Below are 20,920 nucleotides of genomic sequence, written 5' to 3' on the forward strand. Positions count from 1 at the left end.
GTTGCACAATAAAGTTTCTGGGAGGAAATTGAATGTTAAAATGTTGGGGGATACATACGAAAAAATCGGTGGCTGCACTTGTAGCGGCGACTATGATGTTAGCAGTATGCAGCGGAACGGCGATGGCAGTCGAAAAGGACACGTCGATTAAAAATGTAATTATTCTCATTCCGGACGGTATGGCTAATGATGCCACTGCACTGGCTAGATGGTATAAAGGTTCTTCCTTAACGTTAGACAGCATGGCAAGTGGCATGGTGCGCACGCATTCTGCGGATGCTCCGATTGCGGATTCCGCTCCGGCGGGTACTGCTTTTGCCACAGGACACAAATCGCACACGGGCTATGTAGGCGTCCTTCCGGACGAAGCGACCATGCCTGGACAACAAGCGATTGCAGCGGGTGACGCCAAAAAGCCCGTAGCTTCCATTCTAGAGGCTTCCAAGCTGGCAGGGAAATCGACCGGGATTATTGCTACCTCGGAGATTATGCATGCCACTCCGGCCGATTTTACCGCCCACTACCCTGATCGTAAAAATTATGATGCACTCAGCATGCAGCAAGTCTATAACGGGGTTGACGTGGTGTTAGGTGGAGGCGGCAAGTTTTTGGAGGCAGCCGAACGTAAGGACGGCCAAGATTTGGTCGCTCAGATAAAAGACCAGGGCTATGATTATGTCACGACACCTGAAGGATTGAAAAACTCCACTTCCAGCAAGTTGTGGGGTAGCTTCTCTCCAGAAGCCCTCGCGTATAACCTGGATCGTGATGCATCCAAGGAACCTAGTTTGGCCGAAATGACAACCAAAGCGATTGATGTGTTGTCCAAAAACGACAAAGGCTTCTTCCTGATGGTAGAAGGCAGTAAAGTGGACTGGGCGGCACATGCAAATGATCCGACGGGGATTATCAGTGACGTGCTTTCGTTTGACGATGCTGTGAAGGTCGCTTTGGACTACGCCAAGCAAAACCAAAATACCGTTGTTGTAGCAGTAACAGATCACGGAAACGGTGGATTGACGATTGGCAGCAGCAATACAACAGGCAATTATGACAAAACGCCATTAGCTTCTTTTATTGATCCGCTGAAAAAAGCGAAGCTGACAGGTGAAGGCTTGGAAGCCAAGCTGAATGCAGATCGCAGCAACATAAAAGAAGTGCTGTCCACGTATTTTGGCATTACGGATCTGACAGATGAAGAAGTAAAAACGATCAAAGATGCCAAAGAAGGCAGCATGAACTATGCGGTCGGACCGATCATTAGCAAACGCGCAAATATTGGCTGGACTACAGGAGGTCATACGGGTGGTGATGTTGTACTGTACACGTATGCGCCGAACGGAGATCGTCCATCAGGCGTGATCGACAACACGGATGTCAATAAATACATGACACGTGTGCTCGGACTGGATTTGGATACCGTGAGCAAGCAATTGTTTGTTCCTGCAAAAACTGCTTTTGAAGCAAAAGATGCCAAGTTCACTGCGGACACGAAGGTGATTACAGTGACGAAGGGCAGCAACAAGCTGGAGCTTCCGGTATACAAAAATATCGCCATGTTGAATGGTAAAAATACAGCACTGAACGGTGTTGTCGTATATAACGGCGTTGATTACTTTGTACCACAGCAGGCGGTTGATTTGATTCAATAATAAACATGATTAGAGCTGTTTCTTCCATAGAGGAGGAGACAGCTTTTTTGTTGCGGTAAATATGTATTTTTTGCGGCAGATGCTGGAGTTTACATTCAGAAAATGGGATTTTTTGTGAAGCAAGTCACGTTCTATTCCCACCGATGTTGCTAGAATAATACATGTACGGTACAAGCTGCTGACGACGTGGAGTCCAGAGGGACAAGGGAAGAAGGGATGAGTCACGGACGAATTATTACTGCGTCTGGCTGAAGGCAAGGAATGGACGCATACGGAAATGACGGAGCTGCTGGCACGTCTGGAGGAAGAACCGACGGTGCGGGCACAGTTACGAAAATTGGCAGCTCGCATCAAAATGGAGCGTTACGGCAAAGGTGTTTTTTTACGTGGATTAATTGAATTCTCCAGCATATGTCGTCAGGACTGCATGTATTGCGGGCTGCGTGCCTCGAATAAACAGGCGGATCGCTATCGTTTGCGACCGGAAGAAATTTTGGCCTGTTGCGCGGAGGGGTATGAGCTGGGATATCGGACCTTTGTACTGCAAAGCGGCGAAGATTACTGGTTCACGGCAGCACGGCTGGCGAAGCTGATTCGGGAGATCAAAAGCCGTTTTACCGATGTGGCGGTTACATTGTCTATTGGTGAACGGGATGATGAAACCTATGAGCTACTATACGAGGCGGGGGCGGACCGCTTTTTGCTACGGCATGAGACAGCTTCACCGCATTTGTACGCCAAGCTGCATCCGACGATGACGATAGAAAGCAGGCGCAGTCGACTCCTCGCGTTGCAGCGAATCGGATTTCAGATCGGGGCTGGATGTATGGTGGGGTTGCCCGGACAAACGAACAGTGATTTGGCAGACGACTTGGTCTATTTGCACAGTCTATCGCCGGATATGATCGGGATTGGTCCGTTTTTACCGCATAGCAACACGCCGCTCCGGGATGCCGGTCAGGGAAGCATGGAAAAGGCACTGGATATCGTTTCGTTGTCCCGGTTGGTCGTCCCAGACGCGCTAATTCCAGCATCCACGGCGATGGGAACGATTCATCCCCAAGGCCGGGAGAAGGCGCTTCAGGCAGGGGCGAATGTAGTTATGCCCAATTTGTCACCACTCGCGGTGAGGCCGAAGTATGCCATTTATGAAAATAAAATATGTTTGGGCGATGAATCTGCCCAATGCAGACATTGTCTGGAGCTGCGTATCCGTGGAGCGGGGTTTGAAGTCGATATGGGGCGTGGCGATAGTCTGAGGGTACAACGACAGCTCATGAGTCAATAAAAGAAACATAGTTAACCATAAGGATTTTGCGAAATCCTCACCATAATAAGGGAGATGGATCTACGTGAGTGAAGTACGGGAGAAAGTGTCAGCGGATTTCATTAATGAGGCAGAGATTATGGCAGCGGTGGAGCAGGGAAAGCAGGAAGCAACAGATCGCAACCGTATTTTAGACATTTTGGAGAAGGGAAGAGCTTGCCGGGGGTTGAGTGCAACTGAAGCGGCGGCTCTTTTGCATGTGGATGATCCTGAACTGCTGGAGGAAATGTTTAGATCCTCACGGGCGGTGAAAGAGCAGATTTACGGCAATCGGATTGTGCTGTTTGCTCCCCTATACGTAAGTAACCACTGCGTCAATAACTGCGAATACTGTGGCTATAAGCATACCAATGACAGCTTTACCCGCAGCCGTTTGACGCCGGAGGAACTGGTCGAGGAGGTCAGAGTGCTTCAGGAGTTGGGGCATAAGCGCCTCGTACTGGAAGCGGGGGAGGATCCGCTCAATTGTCCGATTGATTATATCGTCGATTGTCTGCGTCAGATCTATGAGGTTAAAGTTGACAATGGCAGCATACGCCGAATCAACGTCAATATTGCTTCCACAACCGAAGAAGACTATCGGAAGCTGGCAGAGGTAGGAATTGGTACGTATATTTTGTTCCAGGAAACGTATCATCGCGAAAGCTACCGCAAATATCATCTTCAAGGGCCAAAACGGAATTATGACTGGCACACGACAGCCATGGACCGCGCTATGCGAGCAGGGATAGACGATGTGGGTATTGGTGTGTTGTATGGTTTATACGATTTTCGTTATGAGACGATAGCTATGCTTAAGCATGCTGAGCATCTGGAGGAAGTGTTTGGCTGTGGTCCTCACACGGTTTCGGTTCCACGGTTACGTCCGGCTGAAAATGTGGATCTGGATCGCTATCCGTATTTGGTCGACGACGAGGATTTTATGAAAATTGTGTCCGTTCTCCGGCTGGCTGTACCTTATGCAGGTATGATTTTGTCTACACGTGAAGAACCGGAATACAGAGACCGTGTTATTGGTCTGGGTGTGTCACAAATTAGTGCAGGTTCAGCTACGGGTGTAGGGGCATATGCAAAACAGGATACGGAAGATAAACCTCAGTTCGAGGTCGGGGATCATCGTTCGCCGATGGAAATCATCAAAAGTCTGTGTCGTGGAGGATATATGCCAAGCTATTGCACAGCCTGCTATCGCGAAGGGAGAACCGGAGATCGGTTCATGGAGCTTGCTAAATCAGGGCAGATACACAATGTATGCCAGCCGAATTCGCTGCTGACCTTTCAGGAATTTTTGTTGGATTATGGAGATGAAGAGGCACGTGAGCTGGGAGCTGAAGCCCTGCGTGATAATTTGGAGCGTATCCCGCGTGAGTCGGCACGCCGCTTGACACTTGATAAGCTGGAACGCTTGGAAGCGGGCGAGCGGGATTTGTATTTTTAGAATATCGACCTTATCTTTGGAATTGGGCAAATAAAAAGCAGCCGCGTGAGAGTCAACGCGGCTGCTTTTGCATGTATGGGGCGGAATTTGTTGCTTCAATGATTCGTCTCATTCAGGAATGGCTGCCAGCACCAACGGCTTGCTCCCATGCCAGCATAGCGGATGGGAAGCATTCGATGGCACGGGGGAAGACTCCCTGAACATAGGCGATGAAAATACCATAGTTCACAATGGGTACCCCGGCGGCTTCCGTTTCTGCCATCCGGTGCAGCATGGTACGCCGATTGAGCATGCAGGCCCCGCAGTGAATAACCAGCGCATATTCGCTCAGATCGGCAGGAAAGCTGGAACCGGATGCGTGCTCGATGATGAGACGTTTGCCTATCGTTTGACGGAGCCAACGGGGATTTTCACACGACCGATATCGTCAGACTGACATTGGTGCGTGCAGGCTTCTGCAATGAGTACGCGGTCGCCATCCTTGAGACGATCAATAGCTCTTGCACCTCGTACGAGTTCGTCAAGGTCACCTTTATGACGGGCGAACAGGATGGAAAAGGAAGTCAGGGGCACATCCTTGGGAGTGTCTGCTGCTACCTTCATAAAAGCCTGTGAATCGGTAATGACCAAGCGGGGCTTGCGCCCCAGTCGCTCCAACGTCAGTCGCAGCTCATGCTCTTTGGTCACTACGGCGATGGCATCGCTCTCTAACGTATCGCGGATCGTCTGCTGCTGTGGCAGAATCAGTCGGCCTTTGGGCGCAGCTTTGTCGATTGGAACGACCAGTACGACAAAATCGCCGGGTGACAGCAGGTCACCAACGATACGGAAACGATCCTCATTTTGGGGAAGGGCATCAATGATGGCCTTTTTCAGTTCCGCGTCTCCCCATAGCTTAGAGGCACTGAAAGGAATGAGGGGTAAATCCAGTTCAGCCTTTAGGGTTGCGGTCATTTTCTCTGCCTCTGCCAAGATGTCCGTCTTGTTTAATACACCAATGACGGGAATCTTCTTGGCATGCAGCTTTTCGAGTAGCCCATGTTCAAATGCGCTAACCCCAACAGTAGCATCGATGATTAGCAGCGCCAGATCCGTGCTATTTAATATTTCTAGCGTTTTGTTGCGGCGCAGCGCTCCGATCTCACCCTCATCGTCCAGTCCGGCGGTATCCACCAGAACAATGGGGCCAGCAGGGAGCAACTCCATCGGCTTGAAAACCGGGTCCGTGGTCGTTCCTCCTACGGGAGATACCACGGCGGCGGGCTGGCCGGTCAGGGTGTTCAAAATGCTGGATTTGCCAGCGTTGCGGCGACCGAGCAGGGCGATATGCGGTCTGTTACTACGGGGGTATCATTCATTCCCATCGTGAATTCCTTCTTCCTGCCCCGGAATTCCGGGCTTGGTTACTGTATAGGGATGACACAATTGCTCAATGCGCGAGCGTGTCAGCAGACCGCGTTCTTCGGCAATATCCTCCGGTGTGCGGCCCTGGGCAATGGCTGCTGAAGCAATGGAGGCAGCTTCATCATAGCCAAGCTCCACGACCAGCGCAGAAGCCATCACAGCGGAGATACGCAGATTAGCTGAACAGCGTTCCTCGCTTACGATCAGACCGCGCACACATCGTTCCTCGAACAGCCGCACCGCGCCGTCCAGAATATGTAGCGATTCCAGCAGCGATTCGGCAATCAGCGGCAGGAACGCGTTCAGCTCTAGCTGCCCGGAAGCAGCCGCCATCGTAATCGCTGCATCTTCGGCTATCACGCGCAACGCCGTTAGTCCGGCCAGTTCAGCCATCACCGGGTTAACCTTGCCGGGCATAATGGATGATCCGGCCTGAACTGGAGGCAGAGTGAACTCGCCAATACCGCCGAGAGGACCGGAGGCCAGCAGGCGAAAATCGCCTGATATTTTGAACAGGTTCACAGCGGCGGCTTTGAGCAGACCGGATACCTCCACAAAGACATCCATATTCTGAATCGGGTCCATCGGGTGGTCACTTCGGGATAGCCCAAAGCCAGTCTCGTCCGCCAGCTTCTCGACCATCCGATAGCTGTAAGCGCGAGGCGCATTCATGCCTGTGCCAATCGCCGTACCACCAATAGGGATTTCCCGCAGCCGTTCCTCGGCTTTGTAAAGCCGCCAGCGGTCACGTGCCACGGCCTTTGCGTAAGCGCCAAAGCCTTGCCCCGCCATCATGGGCAGGGCACCCATTAGCTGTGTGCGACCTAGCTTGAGCAGATCGGCATATTCCGTTTCTTTGTGCTGTAAAGACTCTTGTAACGAAGCCATCGCATCGCATAAGGGGCGAAGCAGTCGAATGGCTGCAATTCGTAATGCTGTGGGATAAACATCGTTCGTGGACTGGCAGCAGTTCACATCATCCAACGGATGTACCAGCTCGTACTGTCCGGGTTTTCCACCAAGCCGCATAATCGTCAAATTAGCAATGACCTCATTGACGTTCATGTTGGTGCTGGTGCCTGCACCGCCCTGCAGGGCATCGACTGCAAACATATCCAGATGCCGTCCGGCGAGCAATTCATCGCAGGCGTCTATCATTGCAGCCGCCCGGTGGGGAGGGAGCCGTTTCTGCTCACAGTTCACCTGAGCGGCTGCCTTTTTTACCAGCACGAGAGCGTGAATCAGCTTCCGGTTCACAGGTCTGCCGCTGACCGCAAAGTTGTTCATCGCACGTGCGGTATGAATGCCGTAATAGGCATTGGCGGGAATCTTCATTTCCCCTAGCGCATCCCGCTCGGTCCGCGTATCCTTTGCAGAGGAAGGGCTTCAGTCATGTCAGAGACCCGTTGCCGGAATGCGCGTCATATGCAGTAACTGGCGTGCGCTCGCAGCTCGCTTTTCCTCAACACGGGCGTGAATCAGATCTGGCTCAACCAGCTTGAGGGCACGTGTTGGGCATTTTCCAATGCAGGCGGGCCCCCCCTCTACGCCTACACACAGATCACATTTGCTGGCAATCATGCGTTCCTTGGGCTGCAAACGCCCTGACACATTGGTGTACAGTCCGTCCTGAACTACAGCTCGCCCGTCCCGATATTCGGGTACCATGGTAATGGCGCCGTAAGGGCAGGCGATCATACAGGTTTTACAACCGATACAGCTCTCGCTGTTAATGAGAATACAGCCGTCCGCGTTTGTAATGGAGCCGTTCGGGCAAGCGTTGGCACAAGGGGCATCCTCACAGTGACGGCATTGGACAGGGGCAGTGACTCCAATGGATTTAATAACCTTTAGACGTGGGTGAAAATGAAATTCGTCATCTGGCGAGATAAAAGGGTTACCTGCTGAATGTGCGATGACACATGCGATTTCACAGGTACGACAACCGATACACTGATCGGGATCAGCTAAAACAAAACGGTTCATACAACTCGACTCCTTTCTAACTAACGACAAAATACAATGGATACCGTATCAAAAAAAGTTTTAAAATGCAGTTTTTGTTGGTTCAGAACATGATGAGCACAGAATGAACATGGATAAGACCCAGTAGCCTCTTATTAAGCATGGAGAGGCAGGATACCGCCATGGTTCACCCTTTTAACTTAACGTGCTAATGAATGGAGTTACCTGTATTCTCTTTAGAGGGAGCATCACAGCTATGGCTTTGCTTGCCTGGTCCGCGCTTTTGGAAGGTCGTGTGCAGCAGATGATGCGATACATGACCAAGCGGCTCACCTAAAAATTCATCGTACAGCTTAATAATGTGAGGATTTTCATGCGATTTTCGCACCTGAAGCCCCGCATCATGTCCATAAATAGAGGATTTGCGTGCACGGTAAGCTTCAATCCGGTGTTTTTCCAGCATGAGCTTGGGTTGACCGCCTCCGCTAATACATCCGGCAGGACAGCCCATTACCTCAATAAAATGATAATCACATTCGCCTGCCTGCACACGATCCAGCAGCTCATAGGCATGTTGTAGCCCCGCGACCACCGCTACCTTAAGTTGTAGCTCGCCCACCTGAACCTCCGCGACTCGAATGCCTTCCTCACCGCGAACAAAATCCAGTTGGAGTTTCGGTAGCTTTTCATTCGTCAGCAGCTCATAACCTGTACGGATGGCGGCTTCCATAACGCCTCCGGTTACACCAAAATGGACCCTGCTCCTGAATAACGTCCTAGCGGTGAATCGAATTCTTCATCTGGCAGATTCATAAAATCAATGCCGCTTTTCTTGATCCAGTATGCCAGTTCACGCGTTGTCAGTACCTCATCCACGTCACGGTACCCGTCGGATTCCATTTCAGGACGATCACATTCGAATTGCTTGCAGGTACAAGGCATGATTGCAACGCTATAAATGTTCGCAGGTTCCACCTCGTCCAGTTGGGCACCATAGGTTTTGACCAGCGAGCCTAGCATTTGCATTGGGGATTTGCAACTGGATAGATGGTCCAACAGATCGGGATATTCAATTTCGGCAAACCGAACCCATGCCGGACAACAGGAGGTAAACATCGGTAGCGGCCCACCTTCGGTTACACGACGAATCAGTTCGGTGCCTTCCTCCATAATGGTGACATCAGCTCCAAAGTTGGTGTCATATACCCGGTCAAAGCCCAGACGGCGCAGAGCTGCGGCCATTTTACCTGGCGTGAGCGTGCCAAATGGCATACCAAATTCCTCCGCGATTGAAACGCGAATGGCTGGAGCACATTGGACGATCCGAAACTGTCCCGGTTTCGTCATCATGTCGGTCACCTTATTCAGGCTACCGCTATAATAGGCAGCGAATAGCGGTTCTCCGATGTCAGCAGGCATATCGCGCTCACGCATACGCTCCTGACGTCTGCTTGCGGCTTCCTGTGGAGATGAATCTGCCCAATCGGATGCGTATACGCTGCATATTTGTACACACTGGCCACAGATCACGCAACGGTCTGCATTCACGGTTTGCGGCTCTCCGGGCTGTCCTTCTATGGCATCTACCGGACAAACCCCTGCACAGCGTCTACACCCGGTACACATACTGGGGTCAATATGAATAATGGGGTTGGTGCAATCTGTCGTCTCCATACAAGGAGCCGAAGAGGCATTGTTAGTTGTTATGGACATCTTATTTCTACCTTTCTGCGGCTGATTTTGGCCTTACAGGCGAGGGAAGAAGACTTCCCGCCGACGCTCGGGAAGCGGATCGGACTCGACTATAGCCAGCCGTAGGACATCGTTTGGACAGGCTTCTACACATGCAGGCTGTCCTCCGTTTGTGTCTGCGCACAGGTCGCATTTGCCCGCCGCGGTCCGGGGGAGAGCCTTGTGAGCGGCACGGTCGGTCAAGCCGGGTTGCGTCATGACTCGTCCTTCCCGGTAGACGGTAGATACCTCAATGGCCCCGAAGGGACAGGCCAATACACAAGAGGTACAGCCGATGCACAGTTCCTCATCAATCATGACCACACCGTTCTCCTGTCGAATGGCCTGAACCGGACAGGCATGTGCGCAGGGCGCATTTTCACAATGCCGGCATTGAATTGGCACATATGTGCTTCCGCTACGCACCACATACACCTTGGGCACTACCGGCACGTTGACAGTACCAATAGAAGCGCCCACGTTGTTACTCTGTCCGTGGACGGCGAAGCAAGCCAGCTCGCACGCTTTGCAGCCGATGCAGTGTCTGGCATCTGCGACTACAAAGGAAGAAGCGACAGCGTTTGTTCTACTGGCTGCTCCCATCCTACTCGTCAAAGCTGACCGGGTATTTGCCGAACTGTGCAGCATGTTCCGCGTGCCGCTCATCTCGTCACCCTATCAGCTAAAACGGCTTCCTGGACGTTCATCTGTTTACGAATCCGTTGGTAAGATTCATGTACATCACGTTCGGCCTGCGCTTGGTCGGCGATCCGTTCCAGCCGGATGGCGCAGTATTTTAATTCCGGTGTTTTGGACACCGGATCAAGAAAATCGGCGGTCAGCTCGTTACATGCTCCAACCCACCAGTGATAGGTCATGTAGGTCGCACCTTGTTGCACACGGTCACTGATTTGTGCCCGTGCCATGATGCGTCCCCGACGGGAGGATATGGCAACAATCTCGCCATCCAGAATGTTCAGATCTACTCCGTCTTCCGGGCTAATCTGAATAAAGCCAGGCTCATCAGACAGTTGGCGTAGCGCACGGCAATTGCCAGTCATGGTACGCACGGAGTAATGGCCTACCTCACGAACTGTAGATAAGACAAGCGGGAATTTCTCATCCGGCTGTTCTTGCGGCGGACGCCATTCGCAGGCGAATAATCGGCCTTTGCCACTAGGTGTAGAAAATTGATTCCCTTTGTACAAATACGGTGTACCTGGGTGATCCTCTGTAGGGCAGGGCCATTGCACGCCGCCTTGCTCCTCCATTTTTTGGTAGCTTGCACCAGCGAATAACGGGCAGAGGCTTCGCATTTCATCCCAAATTTCCTCTGTGTTTGCATAGGACATAGGGTAGCCCATAGCGGTAGCAACCTCGCTAATAATGGCCCAGTCCGGCTTTACGTCACCTTGCGGCTCGACCGCTTTGCGAATGCGCTGAAAGCCGCGGTCTGCCGAGGAATACACACCATCATGCTCGCCCCAGGAGGTAGAAGGGAGGATGACATCGGCGTGCAGCGCCGTTTTATTCATGAAAATATCCTGCACCACGACAAATTCCAATTGGTCTAGCGCTTCACGTAACTCGGCGGCGTTCGGATCACTTTGTACAGGGTCCTCGCCGAAAATATAATAAGCTTTCAGTTTGTTCTCCTTCAGGACGAGGTGTGGCACCTCCGTAAGGGATATCCTTTTTTACGCGGCAGCTCAACACCGTATGCTTTTTCAAACTTTTTGCGAACCGCGCTATCCGTTACATCCTGATAACCAGGATATACATTCGGCAATGCGCCCATGTCGCAGGAGCCCTGGACATTGTTTTGCCCCCGCACAGGCCCAATCCCCACATTCGGCTTGCCCAGATTTCCGGTCAACAGTGCAAGAGAGGCGAGTCCCTTTACCACGTCAACGGCCTGTGAAAATTGACATACGCCCATTCCATACAGAATTGTAGCGGTAGGGGCCTTTGCATATTCCCTCATAGCTGCTCGAATGTCAGCCGCCTTGACCCCCGTAATGCCTTCTGCATATTCGGGCGTATATTTTTTAATGCTTTCTACGTATTCGGCAAAGCCTTCTGTGTTTGCTTCCACATATCGTTTGTCGTACAGTCCTTCATGTACAAGCACATGACCAAAAGCATTCACCAAAGCCATGTTCGAACCGCCTTTTAGAGGTAGCCACATATCTGAAATGCGTCCAGTTTCAGTCATGCGCGGATCGCATACAATAATTTTGGCACCTCTTTGCTTGGCAGCTACAATGCGTCTTGCGACGATCGGATGTGTTTCGGGTGCATTATACCCAAACACGAAAATAAGATCAGAGTGTTCAATTTCAGGAATTGAGTTGGACATGGCCCCGTCCCCGAGTGAGTATGTCAAACCAGCCACAGAAGGGCCATGGCATACACGAGCGCAATGGTCAATATTGTTCGTGCCAATGACTGCCCGCATGAACTTTTGCATGACATAATTCGCTTCGTTTCCCGGACCGCGTGCGGAGCCTGTTCCCATAATGGAATCGGGTCCGTATTTTTCCTTGATTGCTAAAAGGCGTTCAGCGGTATACTGGATGGCTTCTTCCCATTCTACTTCCTCCATAACCCCATTTTTGCGAATCAGGGGCTTGCGCAAGCGTGCAGTCAGAATTTGTGGGTCATTCAGAAAATCCCATCCATAGTGTCCTTTCAGACACAGTGTTCCTTCATTTGTACGACCACCAGCCGGCTCTGCGCCAATTACCTGTCCCTTGTCTACCAGCAAATGAAGCTGGCAACCGCTTCCGCAGTAGGGACATACGGTCAATACCTTGTCTGCCATGTGTGCAGCACCTCTTTTTATATGAAATAGATGAAACTCGTAACATAAAAAAAGCCAATACAAAAATGCCGCTTTACGCTGCATCCTGTACTGGCTTATCCGCGAGCGAGGAGACAAGCTCCTTCCCGCTAATCCAACCGGTGTATGTGTTGTAGTTCAAGAATAATGATAATATGTCCGTCTCCATGGACGGAGGGGCAGACCTCCCAGGTGTAAGTGAAGGGACTGCCGAGTGTTTTTTCCGCTTCGCTCATAAACTCCTTTTCCAGATAAGGACGAAGAACGCTCCAATATTCCCTGACCTTGTCCTCGGCCCCTTCATGAACGAGAATTTCAGACAGGTTGGACAAGGTGCCTCGAATTTCTACCGTAATCCGGAGCGGCGACTCCAGTGAGACCTTGACGTTGTCCGGTCCTTTTCCCCGGTAATGCTTGACAATACAGACGGCCAGCTTTCTGATGCGCTCACGGTATTCCCATTCGGTATTCAACATCTGGACAACTCCGCTTCGAATCAAAATAAAAGCGTGCTTGCCGCACATGCCAGACAGCCTGTGTAGCTGATTTGCAGCAGAACGCACCCGTCCCGCCCAAGATGGTCTGCCTAGCACGGCGTATCACCCTTCTATGGTAGAACAGGTTGACCCGGAAAGATGTGAAATTAATTACACTGAGCCAGAATTTTACATAGTTTAGATTGGAGTGGACCAGATTGGCGGTTAGTGAGGTCAATCGAATGATTTTAGTTTGCGGCCAGCATATATGAAAAAGCCCTCTTAAACGGAGGGCTTTTACTCTTTTATAAAGGGGGATGATTGATCGTTATTCCATTTTTATCGTAATTTACTTTTTTTCCATTACAGCAAAGTAATTTTCTTCATTATCTGCAAAGTTAAATACTCTGCCTGAAGGCATATTTACAATTTCTCCGACTTTGACATTTTTATTGGATAAGTCGCCATGTAACTGATCGAGATTTTCCGAAAAAAACATTAAAGAAGGTGTACCGAGATTTAATTCAGGTGACATTTTAGCAACGAATTCCTTATTATGGAGAATGATACTTGTTTCTGCACCCTTTTCAGGAGCAATTTCAATCTATCTCATTCCTTGACCATTATTTTCTTCAGAAATTACATTAAATCCTACTTTTCCTGTCCAAAAATCCAGTGACTCATCTTGGTTATTTACATACAACATAATTTGACCGACTTTACTAATCATTGATTTTTCACTCCTTTGTATAAGTAATTACCCAACTCGATGATCCTAATCCTTACTATAGGTACAAGTTTCTTTACTGAACCAGACGCCAATATTACTACTGTAGACAGACCTGACTTATGGAATGATTTTCACATGGTCATTCAAAAGACTAATTTTGCGGTCTATTTAGTGTTTTTTCTTTTTCAACTATTGTCTGTTCATATCTTGCAATTTTATAATCCATGCGTTCCAACACGTTCTTCATGTCTTCCATTCTTGTTTTGAGCTGCTTACGTTGCTTGATTAGGAGTTCTTTTCTAGCATCCATGGTTTCATCACCCTGTTGAAACAACCCAACATACTCAATCAAAATTTCAACTGGAAGACCTACGGCTCGCATACATTTGATGTATTCAACCCACTGCAGTCTTCTTCCGTATAATCCCTGATTCCGCTTTTATTGCGGTTCACACGTGGAATAAGTCCGATGCGTTCATAATAGCGTAGTGTATCCTGTGATAGATCAAATTTTTACTTACTTCTGCTATCAACATGCAGATTTCACCTCCCGATTTTCGCACAAGAACGCCCCAAGTAAATAGATAGGGCGTTCTTGTCGTTTCTTATATCAAAACGGTCATCGCATCAAAATTTACTGAGCGCCAATTACCGGATGAGGAACATACGGATCTTCCAGCAACGCAATTTCTTCAGGTGTTAACGTAATCGAGAGCGCAGCTACCGCTTCTTCGAGATGAGACGTTTTCGTAGCACCGATAATGGGAGCTGTTACCGGTTCTTTCTGCAGCAACCAGGCAAGTGCGATTTGGACACGGGGAACTCCACGTTGTTCTGCGATTGCCGCAACCTGATCCACGATCAATCGATCGGTATGTGCAGTCGCATCATATTTAGATTTCGCAACTTGATCGGTTTCGGAACGATGTGTTGTTTCCTGCGCATTACGCGTCAATCTTCCTCCTGCAAGAGGGCTGTATGGAACCACACCGATTTTTTCTTCCTTACAAAGCGGCAGCATCTCCCTCTCTTCTTCACGATATAAGAGGTTTAAATGATTCTGCATCGATACAACCGGGTCCATCCATTTTTCTCAGCTACATGTAACGCTTTCAGAAACTGCCATGCGTACATGGCAGAAGCACCAATATATCTTGCCTTCCCGGCCTTCACCACATCATGTAATGCTTCCATTGTCTCTTCGATGGAGTATTATAATCCCAGCGGTGAATTTGGTACAGATCCACATAATCTGTTCCCAGTCTCTTAAGGCTCTTATCTATTTCACTCATGATTGCCTTTTGGGAAAGTCCCGCACCGTTGGGACCTTGATGCATACGGAAATGAACCTTCGTCGCGAGGACAATTTCATCTCGATTCGCATAATCCTTTAAAGCCCGCCCAACAATTTCCTCGCTTGTTCCGTCTGAATATACATTCGCAGTATCAAAAAATTGATACCAAGCTCCAGGGCTTTTTTTATAATTGGACGACTGCGTTCTTCATCAAGTATCCATGGATGAATCCACCGCTCTGCAACACCAAAGCCCATACAGCCAAGACAAAGCCGAGATACATCCAAGCCGGTATTTCCAAGTTTCACATATTCCATTTGTTTGTTCCTCGCTTTCCTAGATATTGTTTCATTCAAATGCAGTTTACTCTGATTACCCTCCACCTATTTACATCCGATATTATTGCATTTGGAGTTAACTCCAAGTCAAGCGATTTTTTACTACGCAGTGCATCAAAAATCGGCCGAATCTGTTGACAATATGATCTACGAACCCAGAGGTTAACATCATCGTGTATAGAGTAATGTTTTGTCAAATACGGGGTATTGGGGAATAGGAAGTGGAATTGTCGATGAATATAGCTGGGTGATTTTAAATATGTTAGATACTGTGATAATAACCAGGGAGCTGGACCACGGGTAAGTCGTCAGTTAGATAGTAAGCTGATGGGACAAAAGTAGGGTTCATAGTGAAATAGTAAAAAGCTCTGCTGACCTTAAAGGGCCGGCAGAGCTTATAGCGATCTTCGAAGCACTCGATAAAATCAATTACACTGTCGTGTTGATTCTCTGAAAAAATCTAATATTATCTTTGGGATACCAAAATATCTAATTGAGGATATTCAGAATGCATACTTTTGTACAATCGAATATAATAAGAATTTCGACCGACATTGTAGTAATCGGTTAATGAGAGATTACCTAAAGACAGGTCTTCCGCCCATTTACTCTGATCTTTTCCTCGTGGTCGCTCCGTTTCAACTGGTGTACCGTATGCCAATTGCATTTTAGAACTAATTTTAAAGAATCGATCTATATAGTTTTGCATGTTACTAAATTTTTCAGGAAATACAATCTGGCCGTCATACAGTTTAGTGTTGTTCTTATCCTTCCCAGTTAGGATATAAGTGTAAACTGCTTTGTACCCGTTGTATTCACCTTTGTAGTCCAAATAAGTATAGTACATATTACTCATGCCGTAATCATCCAATTCAGTGACAGCATTGATGAGAGGCAGTGTCTCGGATCTTTTAATTTGCTGAACTGTCATACCCCATACAGCATTTCTAAAATCTTTCCCTTGCAATTCTGGGGGGATACTTTGGTTTTTACTCGGTGCAGCTCCAATCCAGGCGTACTGTTCTGTTGGGTTACTGCCAAATGGTTTCCCGAGCGCTTGCGAAATTGCCCGCAGAGGAAGGTAAGTTACTCCATTGTATGATTTAGAGCTAATAGGCATACGAATTTCTTTTCCGTTGATATACATATTTTTAGCACCAATTACAAAGGTAATCGAATTATTCGAATTTGTTATTTTTACACGATCAGGAATATCGGGATCTACAGCAGTTGTATAGCCTAATTTTTTTAACAACGGGACAACTGGAACCATAAGGGTGTTACTTTCAATGCGAGGGGCAAATTGAAGTGTCCAATCTTTCCATCCAAAAAAATACGATAATTCGACGGATTTGCATGAATTGTTGGAATCGTTCCAAAATAGACAACAAAAATTAACAATAAGGTAAGTAGGCGCTTCATAATAATCTCCTCTTTTAATATTTCAGGACTTTGCAAAATCCTCATTTTACAAGTAGTCTATCAGACCTAGGAATATTTTTCTATCTGTAAATTTATTAAACAGAACATATGTTCTGTTTATGATTTGTACACGTTGTTACCTCAATAAACACAAGCAGATGTGAAGTAAAGCTGTCTCGTTGGGAAATGTTCATGGCATATTTATACCAATATCTATCCCATGTTGCCTTAACCCGCCTTATAGCCTTAACCTATCACTTCTATAGATATCATATCTTAGACCAATCAGACATCCCGTGGTATATTGTTGACATCCAAGAGAAAGCCGTACAGCCTTCTCTACACTAGGTTCGAAAAACACAGGGGTGAATTATGATGAGCAAAAAGACCATGTTCGAGAAAATTTGGGATAACCATGTCATCTATCAGGAAGAGGGAAAGCCGAGTATTTTGTACATTGACCTTCACTTGGTACATGAGGTAACCTCGCCACAGGCGTTTGAGGGGCTTCGTCTGAGCGGACGCAAGGTGCGTCGTCCAGAGCTTACGTTTGCGACAATGGATCATAACGTGCCGACAAAGGATCGCTACAATATTACGGACCCGATTTCCAAGCAGCAGATTGATACGTTGACTCAAAATTGTCGTGATTTCGGTGTCACACTGTATGATCTGGATACGATTGATCAAGGTGTCGTTCACGTTATGGGACCAGAGCTTGGTCTGACTCATCCGGGTAAAACCATTGTTTGTGGTGACAGCCACACCTCCACTCATGGCGCGTTCGGAGCGCTCGCTTTTGGTATCGGAACCAGCGAAGTAGAGCACGTCATGGCAACGCAATGTCTCCAGCAAACAAAAGCAAAAACAATGGAAGTTCGCTTTGTGGGCCGCCGCAAGCCGGGTGTGACAGCAAAGGATATGATTTTGGGTGTCATCGCCAAATACGGCACGGATTTCGCTACCGGTTATGTTATTGAGTATACAGGGGAATCCATCCGCGAATTGAGCATGGAAGAGCGCATGACCGTGTGCAATATGTCCATTGAAGGCGGAGCCAGAGCCGGTATGATTGCACCGGACGAAACAACCTTTAACTACTTGCGTGGACGTGAGCATGTAGCGCAAGGAGCTGCTTTCGAGCAGGCGGTTGCCGAGTGGAAAGAGCTTGTAACAGATGAAGGTGCTGAGTTTGATGTTGTGCTGGAATTTGATGTGGATTCTCTTATTCCGCAAGTAACCTGGGGTACTAGCCCAGGCATGGGTACAGATATCTCTGCCACAGTACCGATTCCGGCAGAACTGCCGACAGAGAATGAACGTAAAGCTGCTGAAAAAGCGCTTGAATATATGGATTTGAAGCCAGGCACACCGATCACAGATATTGCTATTGATTATGTATTTATTGGCTCGTGTACCAACGGGCGGATTGAAGATTTGCGCGCTGCGGCCGAGGTAGCCAAGGGCTACCAGGTATCCGACAGGGTAACGGCAATCGTCGTACCAGGCTCAGGACGTGTGAAAATTCAGGCCGAGCAAGAAGGACTGGACGTCATTTTCAAGGAAGCAGGCTTTGAGTGGCGTGAAGCGGGATGCAGCATGTGTCTTGCAATGAATCCGGACGTGCTTCAACCGGGACAGCGCTGTGCGTCGACCTCCAACCGTAACTTTGAAGGACGTCAGGGACGCGGAGGACGGACTCACCTCGTATCTCCTGCAATGGCAGTCGCTGCGGCGATTCATGGACATTTTGTCGATGTGCGTGACTGGAAGTTCAAGCAGGAAGCAGTAGTCCAATAGGATACCGAGGAGGAATTTACAATGGAAGCATTCACAACTTTAAAAGGGATTGTAGCACCTGTGGATCGGGTGAACGTAGATACAGATGCTATTATCCCCAAGCAGTTTTTGAAACGAATTGAGCGCACAGGGTTTGGACAGTTTCTGTTTTACGAGTGGCGCTTTGATGAAGCGGGAAATATAAATCCTGAATTTGAACCGAACAAGCCTCGCTATGCAGGGGCATCTGTTCTGATCTCCCGTGCCAACTTTGGCTGTGGCTCCTCACGTGAGCATGCGCCGTGGGCGATCATGGATTATGGATTCCGTTGCGTAATCGCACCGTCTTATGCGGATATCTTCTATAATAACTGTTTTAAAAATGGTATTTTGCCGATCAAGCTGTCTGAGGAGCAGGTAGAGGATTTGTTCCAGCGCACGGCAAAGAATGATAACTACCAATTGAACGTAGACTTGGACGCAAAAACAGTTACCGACGATTATGGTCTGCATATTGATTTTGATCTGGATGAGCACCGCCGTCAATTTTTGCTGCAAGGTCTGGATGACATTGGCCTGACGCTCCAGCATGAGTCGGAAATTCTGGCTTTTGAACAGAAGCGTGCTGCGAAGCAAGGCGCATAATTCCAGCTCTGTATGAGTTTGTAGCATTAAAATGAACTGGTTTGTTGGACAGAAAGCCCGTATTGGCAACTCTTTTGCCTGCGGGCTTTTGTCATGTCATAAGATAAATTGGTAAATAAGGGGTTGACGGTTCGTCTCAGCATGGTATGGTAAATGTAAAATGGTTGAAGGACTATGGCTATGCAGTAGCACAAAAAATACATATAAAAGTTAGGGGAATGAGGATGAAGAAATATGGTTGGTTGATACTGGTGGCTATTCTAATAGGGTTGTGGCCGTCCGCCTCTCATGTGAATGCGGCTGGAGCAGATTTGTTTTTAGATGGAAAAAGGATAGAGGCGCCCGCAGATGCCAAGCCTGAAATGGTCAATGGAAAAGTGATGGTTCCGCTGCGAGTCGTTGGTGAACAGCTTGGATACCAATTTAAATGGGAGCCGCAAGCCTATAAAATCTCAATCCAAAAAAACAGCACAGATATGTCCATGTATGTGGGCCGTACGTCGGCTGACGTAAATGGAAAAACAGTTAATTTGGATGCACCTCCTGTGCTGCGTGGTAACTCCACCATGGTTCCACTGCGTTTTGTCGGGGAGCAAATGGGGCTGAAGGTGGATTGGAATAATAAAAATAAATCCGTAAATCTCAGTCAGAAAGTGACAGCCCAGCAGACAGAAAAACAGCCTCAATCCCAAAAATCGTCACCAACGCAGGTAAAAAACACAAGCACACCAAAATCGTCTACGTCAACGACGACAATTACCAATCTCACTGGATCAGACAAGCTTACACAGGATGTACTCGCATCATCCAAGCAGCAGGATACAGAACAGCTAAAAGCAAATACGCTACTGGTGCAAAACATTACCTTTCAAGATGAAGCATTACAGATTTCATTGAACAGAGATGTAACGCCCAAAGTGACCAAAATGACGGGACCTGACCGCATCGTTGTAGATCTGGCAGAAGCGGCGCTGACGACAGAGCTTTCTCAGCAGTTTCCGGTTCGTAGCGATGGATTACGAGTGCTTACGAATATTGACAGCGGGGATGTGCAGGAAGTCAGGTTTGCCCCCGCCGATGGACAAAAGGGCGGCGTCCGTATTGTAATTGCTTTAAACCAGGTACGTGATTACGAGCTTTCAACTAACAGCACAGGTGAAATCACACTTCAGTTGCGTGAACGCAATGTTGATCAGGCTGTGACACCAACCAATAGCGGCGGACGGAAAATTGTCGTCATTGATCCAGGGCATGGTGGCAAGGACCCTGGAGCAGGCAGTATCACTGGAAGACACGAAAAGGAGTTTGCACTGGCTGTAGGGTTAAAGGTCAAGCAGCTTTTGCAAAACGATCCTGACATTCAGGTAGTCATGACCCGAGATGGAGATACGTATCCTACGCTGGATGAACGTCCCCAGCTAGCAAACGAACAGCAGGCAAGCGTGTTTGTTTCGATCCATGGAAACAGTATGCTGGCCTCCAATAAAGGAAAAGCCAACGGTTCTGAAACCTACTATGCACGTCAGGAAAGTCTGGGACTGGCAACAACGATGCATAAGCATCTTGTAGCAGCTACCGGATTTAAGGATAACGGGATTAAGGTGGCGAATCATATCGTGACGAGAAAGGCGCAAATGCCAGCCGTGCTACTGGAATGCGGCTACCTTAGTAATCTGTCTGATGAAGCGGCCATGTTCTCGGAAGAAACACAGGAAAGGATTGCGGAAGGGATTGTGGGCGGTCTAAAGGAATATCTCGGGACTGTGACTAGCAATGACACGAGTGAATCTATTAATTGATAAAAAATTTTAAATTAGATCGTATGAAACTCACCAAAAAGTTGCTTTTCATCCCTAGCTATGTTTAGGGAGAAAGC

General features: G+C 48.4%; 15 protein-coding genes and 5 pseudogenes. 6 read left to right on the forward strand and 14 right to left on the reverse strand.

Translation table 11 applies throughout. The features are described from left to right. The first annotated feature begins 32 nt into the window (after positions 1-32). The 3 genes from ASL14_RS24240 (at position 33) to hydG (ending at position 4,417) form a co-directional block, all read left to right on the forward strand. The gene (locus ASL14_RS24240) at positions 33-1,652 is read left to right on the forward strand and encodes an alkaline phosphatase (protein WP_134913975.1); all 1,620 of its coding nucleotides are present in this window, start codon (positions 33-35) and stop codon (positions 1,650-1,652) included. A 244-nt stretch (positions 1,653-1,896) separates the two neighbouring features. Then, positions 1,897-2,940 carry a [FeFe] hydrogenase H-cluster radical SAM maturase HydE gene (hydE, locus tag ASL14_RS24245; protein ID WP_223264385.1) on the forward strand — a complete coding sequence of 348 codons (1,044 nt, stop codon included), beginning with the start codon at positions 1,897-1,899 and terminating at the stop codon, positions 2,938-2,940. A 64-nt stretch (positions 2,941-3,004) separates the two neighbouring features. Beyond that, complete coding sequence (gene hydG / locus ASL14_RS24250; RefSeq protein WP_134913979.1) at positions 3,005-4,417, forward strand: [FeFe] hydrogenase H-cluster radical SAM maturase HydG; 1,413 nt, start codon at positions 3,005-3,007, stop codon at positions 4,415-4,417. Between the two features lie 112 nt (positions 4,418-4,529). On the opposite strand, the pseudogene hydF reads toward hydG, so the two are convergent. The 14 genes and pseudogenes from hydF to ASL14_RS24305 all read right to left on the reverse strand — a co-directional run bounded on the left by hydF (position 4,530) and on the right by ASL14_RS24305 (position 16,639). Continuing rightward, positions 4,530-5,781: pseudogene (gene hydF / locus ASL14_RS24255) on the reverse strand ([FeFe] hydrogenase H-cluster maturation GTPase HydF). Beyond that, complete coding sequence (locus ASL14_RS24260) at positions 5,768-7,156, reverse strand: aspartate ammonia-lyase (protein ID WP_134913981.1); 1,389 nt, start codon at positions 7,154-7,156, stop codon at positions 5,768-5,770. The pseudogene hydF and the gene ASL14_RS24260 overlap by 14 nt, the downstream one beginning before the upstream one ends. Before the next feature lie 60 nt (positions 7,157-7,216). Next, positions 7,217-7,807 (reverse strand): 4Fe-4S dicluster domain-containing protein, encoded by a 591-nt coding sequence (locus ASL14_RS24265; RefSeq protein ID WP_134913983.1) that lies wholly within the window; start codon positions 7,805-7,807, stop codon positions 7,217-7,219. Positions 7,808-7,994: 187 nt separating this feature from the next. After that, entirely contained in the window at positions 7,995-8,516 is a 522-nt protein-coding gene (locus ASL14_RS28950; protein WP_241270787.1) for a [Fe-Fe] hydrogenase large subunit C-terminal domain-containing protein, read from the reverse strand. Between the two features lie 11 nt (positions 8,517-8,527). Beyond that, complete coding sequence (locus tag ASL14_RS28955; protein ID WP_241270788.1) at positions 8,528-9,499, reverse strand: [Fe-Fe] hydrogenase large subunit C-terminal domain-containing protein; 972 nt, start codon at positions 9,497-9,499, stop codon at positions 8,528-8,530. 33 nt (positions 9,500-9,532) lie between these two features. Further along, a complete protein-coding gene (locus ASL14_RS24275; RefSeq protein WP_134913985.1) occupies positions 9,533-10,183 on the reverse strand; it encodes a 4Fe-4S dicluster domain-containing protein in 651 nt (216 codons plus the stop codon). After that, a pseudogene (gene fdhF, locus ASL14_RS28960) lies at positions 10,180-12,341 on the reverse strand (formate dehydrogenase subunit alpha). Before fdhF ends, ASL14_RS24275 begins: the two are co-directional and overlap by 4 nt. A 128-nt stretch (positions 12,342-12,469) precedes the next feature. After that, positions 12,470-12,952: a DUF2294 domain-containing protein gene (locus ASL14_RS24285; protein WP_223264109.1), complete on the reverse strand. Its 483-nt coding sequence runs from the start codon at positions 12,950-12,952 to the stop codon at positions 12,470-12,472. A 232-nt stretch (positions 12,953-13,184) separates the two neighbouring features. After that, a pseudogene (locus ASL14_RS24290) lies at positions 13,185-13,565 on the reverse strand (VOC family protein). 151 nt (positions 13,566-13,716) lie between these two features. Beyond that, a pseudogene (locus ASL14_RS24295) lies at positions 13,717-14,101 on the reverse strand (MerR family transcriptional regulator). Between the two features lie 98 nt (positions 14,102-14,199). Beyond that, positions 14,200-14,649 (reverse strand): aldo/keto reductase, encoded by a 450-nt coding sequence (locus ASL14_RS29385; RefSeq protein ID WP_335338605.1) that lies wholly within the window; start codon positions 14,647-14,649, stop codon positions 14,200-14,202. Continuing rightward, a pseudogene (locus tag ASL14_RS29395) lies at positions 14,616-14,974 on the reverse strand (aldo/keto reductase). The gene ASL14_RS29385 and the pseudogene ASL14_RS29395 overlap by 34 nt, the downstream one beginning before the upstream one ends. Next, positions 14,956-15,177 carry a hypothetical protein gene (locus tag ASL14_RS29400; RefSeq protein ID WP_237171590.1) on the reverse strand — a complete coding sequence of 74 codons (222 nt, stop codon included), beginning with the start codon at positions 15,175-15,177 and terminating at the stop codon, positions 14,956-14,958. Before ASL14_RS29400 ends, ASL14_RS29395 begins: the two are co-directional and overlap by 19 nt. Positions 15,178-15,664: 487 nt before the next feature. Beyond that, positions 15,665-16,639: a copper amine oxidase N-terminal domain-containing protein gene (locus tag ASL14_RS24305; RefSeq protein ID WP_442953272.1), complete on the reverse strand. Its 975-nt coding sequence runs from the start codon at positions 16,637-16,639 to the stop codon at positions 15,665-15,667. 356 nt (positions 16,640-16,995) lie between these two features. On the opposite strand from ASL14_RS24305, the gene leuC reads away from it, so the two are divergent. From leuC to ASL14_RS24320, 3 genes are all read left to right on the forward strand, one after another. Next, positions 16,996-18,420, forward strand: a complete 1,425-nt coding sequence (gene leuC / locus ASL14_RS24310) for a 3-isopropylmalate dehydratase large subunit (protein WP_134914627.1) — start codon at positions 16,996-16,998, stop codon at positions 18,418-18,420. Between the two features lie 21 nt (positions 18,421-18,441). Next, positions 18,442-19,044, forward strand: a complete 603-nt coding sequence (gene leuD / locus ASL14_RS24315; protein WP_134913989.1) for a 3-isopropylmalate dehydratase small subunit — start codon at positions 18,442-18,444, stop codon at positions 19,042-19,044. A 224-nt stretch (positions 19,045-19,268) separates the two neighbouring features. Continuing rightward, positions 19,269-20,843 (forward strand): N-acetylmuramoyl-L-alanine amidase family protein, encoded by a 1,575-nt coding sequence (locus ASL14_RS24320; RefSeq protein ID WP_134913991.1) that lies wholly within the window; start codon positions 19,269-19,271, stop codon positions 20,841-20,843. The last annotated feature ends 77 nt before the right edge of the window (positions 20,844-20,920 follow it).

The sequence above is a fragment of the Paenibacillus sp. IHB B 3084 genome, assembly GCF_001447315.1.
Classification (GTDB): Bacteria; Bacillota; Bacilli; order Paenibacillales; family Paenibacillaceae; genus Paenibacillus.

Bases quoted from the DNA above. Each gene is read 5' to 3' on its own strand.
- ASL14_RS24240 (WP_134913975.1), top strand. From the start codon at position 33: ATGTTAAAATGTTGGGGGATACATACGAAAAAATCGGTGGCTGCACTT.
- ASL14_RS24260 (WP_134913981.1), bottom strand. From the start codon at position 7,156: ATGAAGATTCCCGCCAATGCCTATTACGGCATTCATACCGCACGTGCG.
- ASL14_RS24265 (WP_134913983.1), bottom strand. From the start codon at position 7,807: ATGAACCGTTTTGTTTTAGCTGATCCCGATCAGTGTATCGGTTGTCGT.
- ASL14_RS28950 (WP_241270787.1), bottom strand. From the start codon at position 8,516: ATGGAAGCCGCCATCCGTACAGGTTATGAGCTGCTGACGAATGAAAAG.
- ASL14_RS28955 (WP_241270788.1), bottom strand. From the start codon at position 9,499: ATGTCCATAACAACTAACAATGCCTCTTCGGCTCCTTGTATGGAGACG.
- ASL14_RS24275 (WP_134913985.1), bottom strand. From the start codon at position 10,183: ATGAGCGGCACGCGGAACATGCTGCACAGTTCGGCAAATACCCGGTCA.
- ASL14_RS29385 (WP_335338605.1), bottom strand. From the start codon at position 14,649: ATGGACCCGGTTGTATCGATGCAGAATCATTTAAACCTCTTATATCGT.
- ASL14_RS29400 (WP_237171590.1), bottom strand. From the start codon at position 15,177: ATGGAATATGTGAAACTTGGAAATACCGGCTTGGATGTATCTCGGCTT.
- leuC (WP_134914627.1), top strand. From the start codon at position 16,996: ATGAGCAAAAAGACCATGTTCGAGAAAATTTGGGATAACCATGTCATC.
- leuD (WP_134913989.1), top strand. From the start codon at position 18,442: ATGGAAGCATTCACAACTTTAAAAGGGATTGTAGCACCTGTGGATCGG.
- ASL14_RS24320 (WP_134913991.1), top strand. From the start codon at position 19,269: ATGAAGAAATATGGTTGGTTGATACTGGTGGCTATTCTAATAGGGTTG.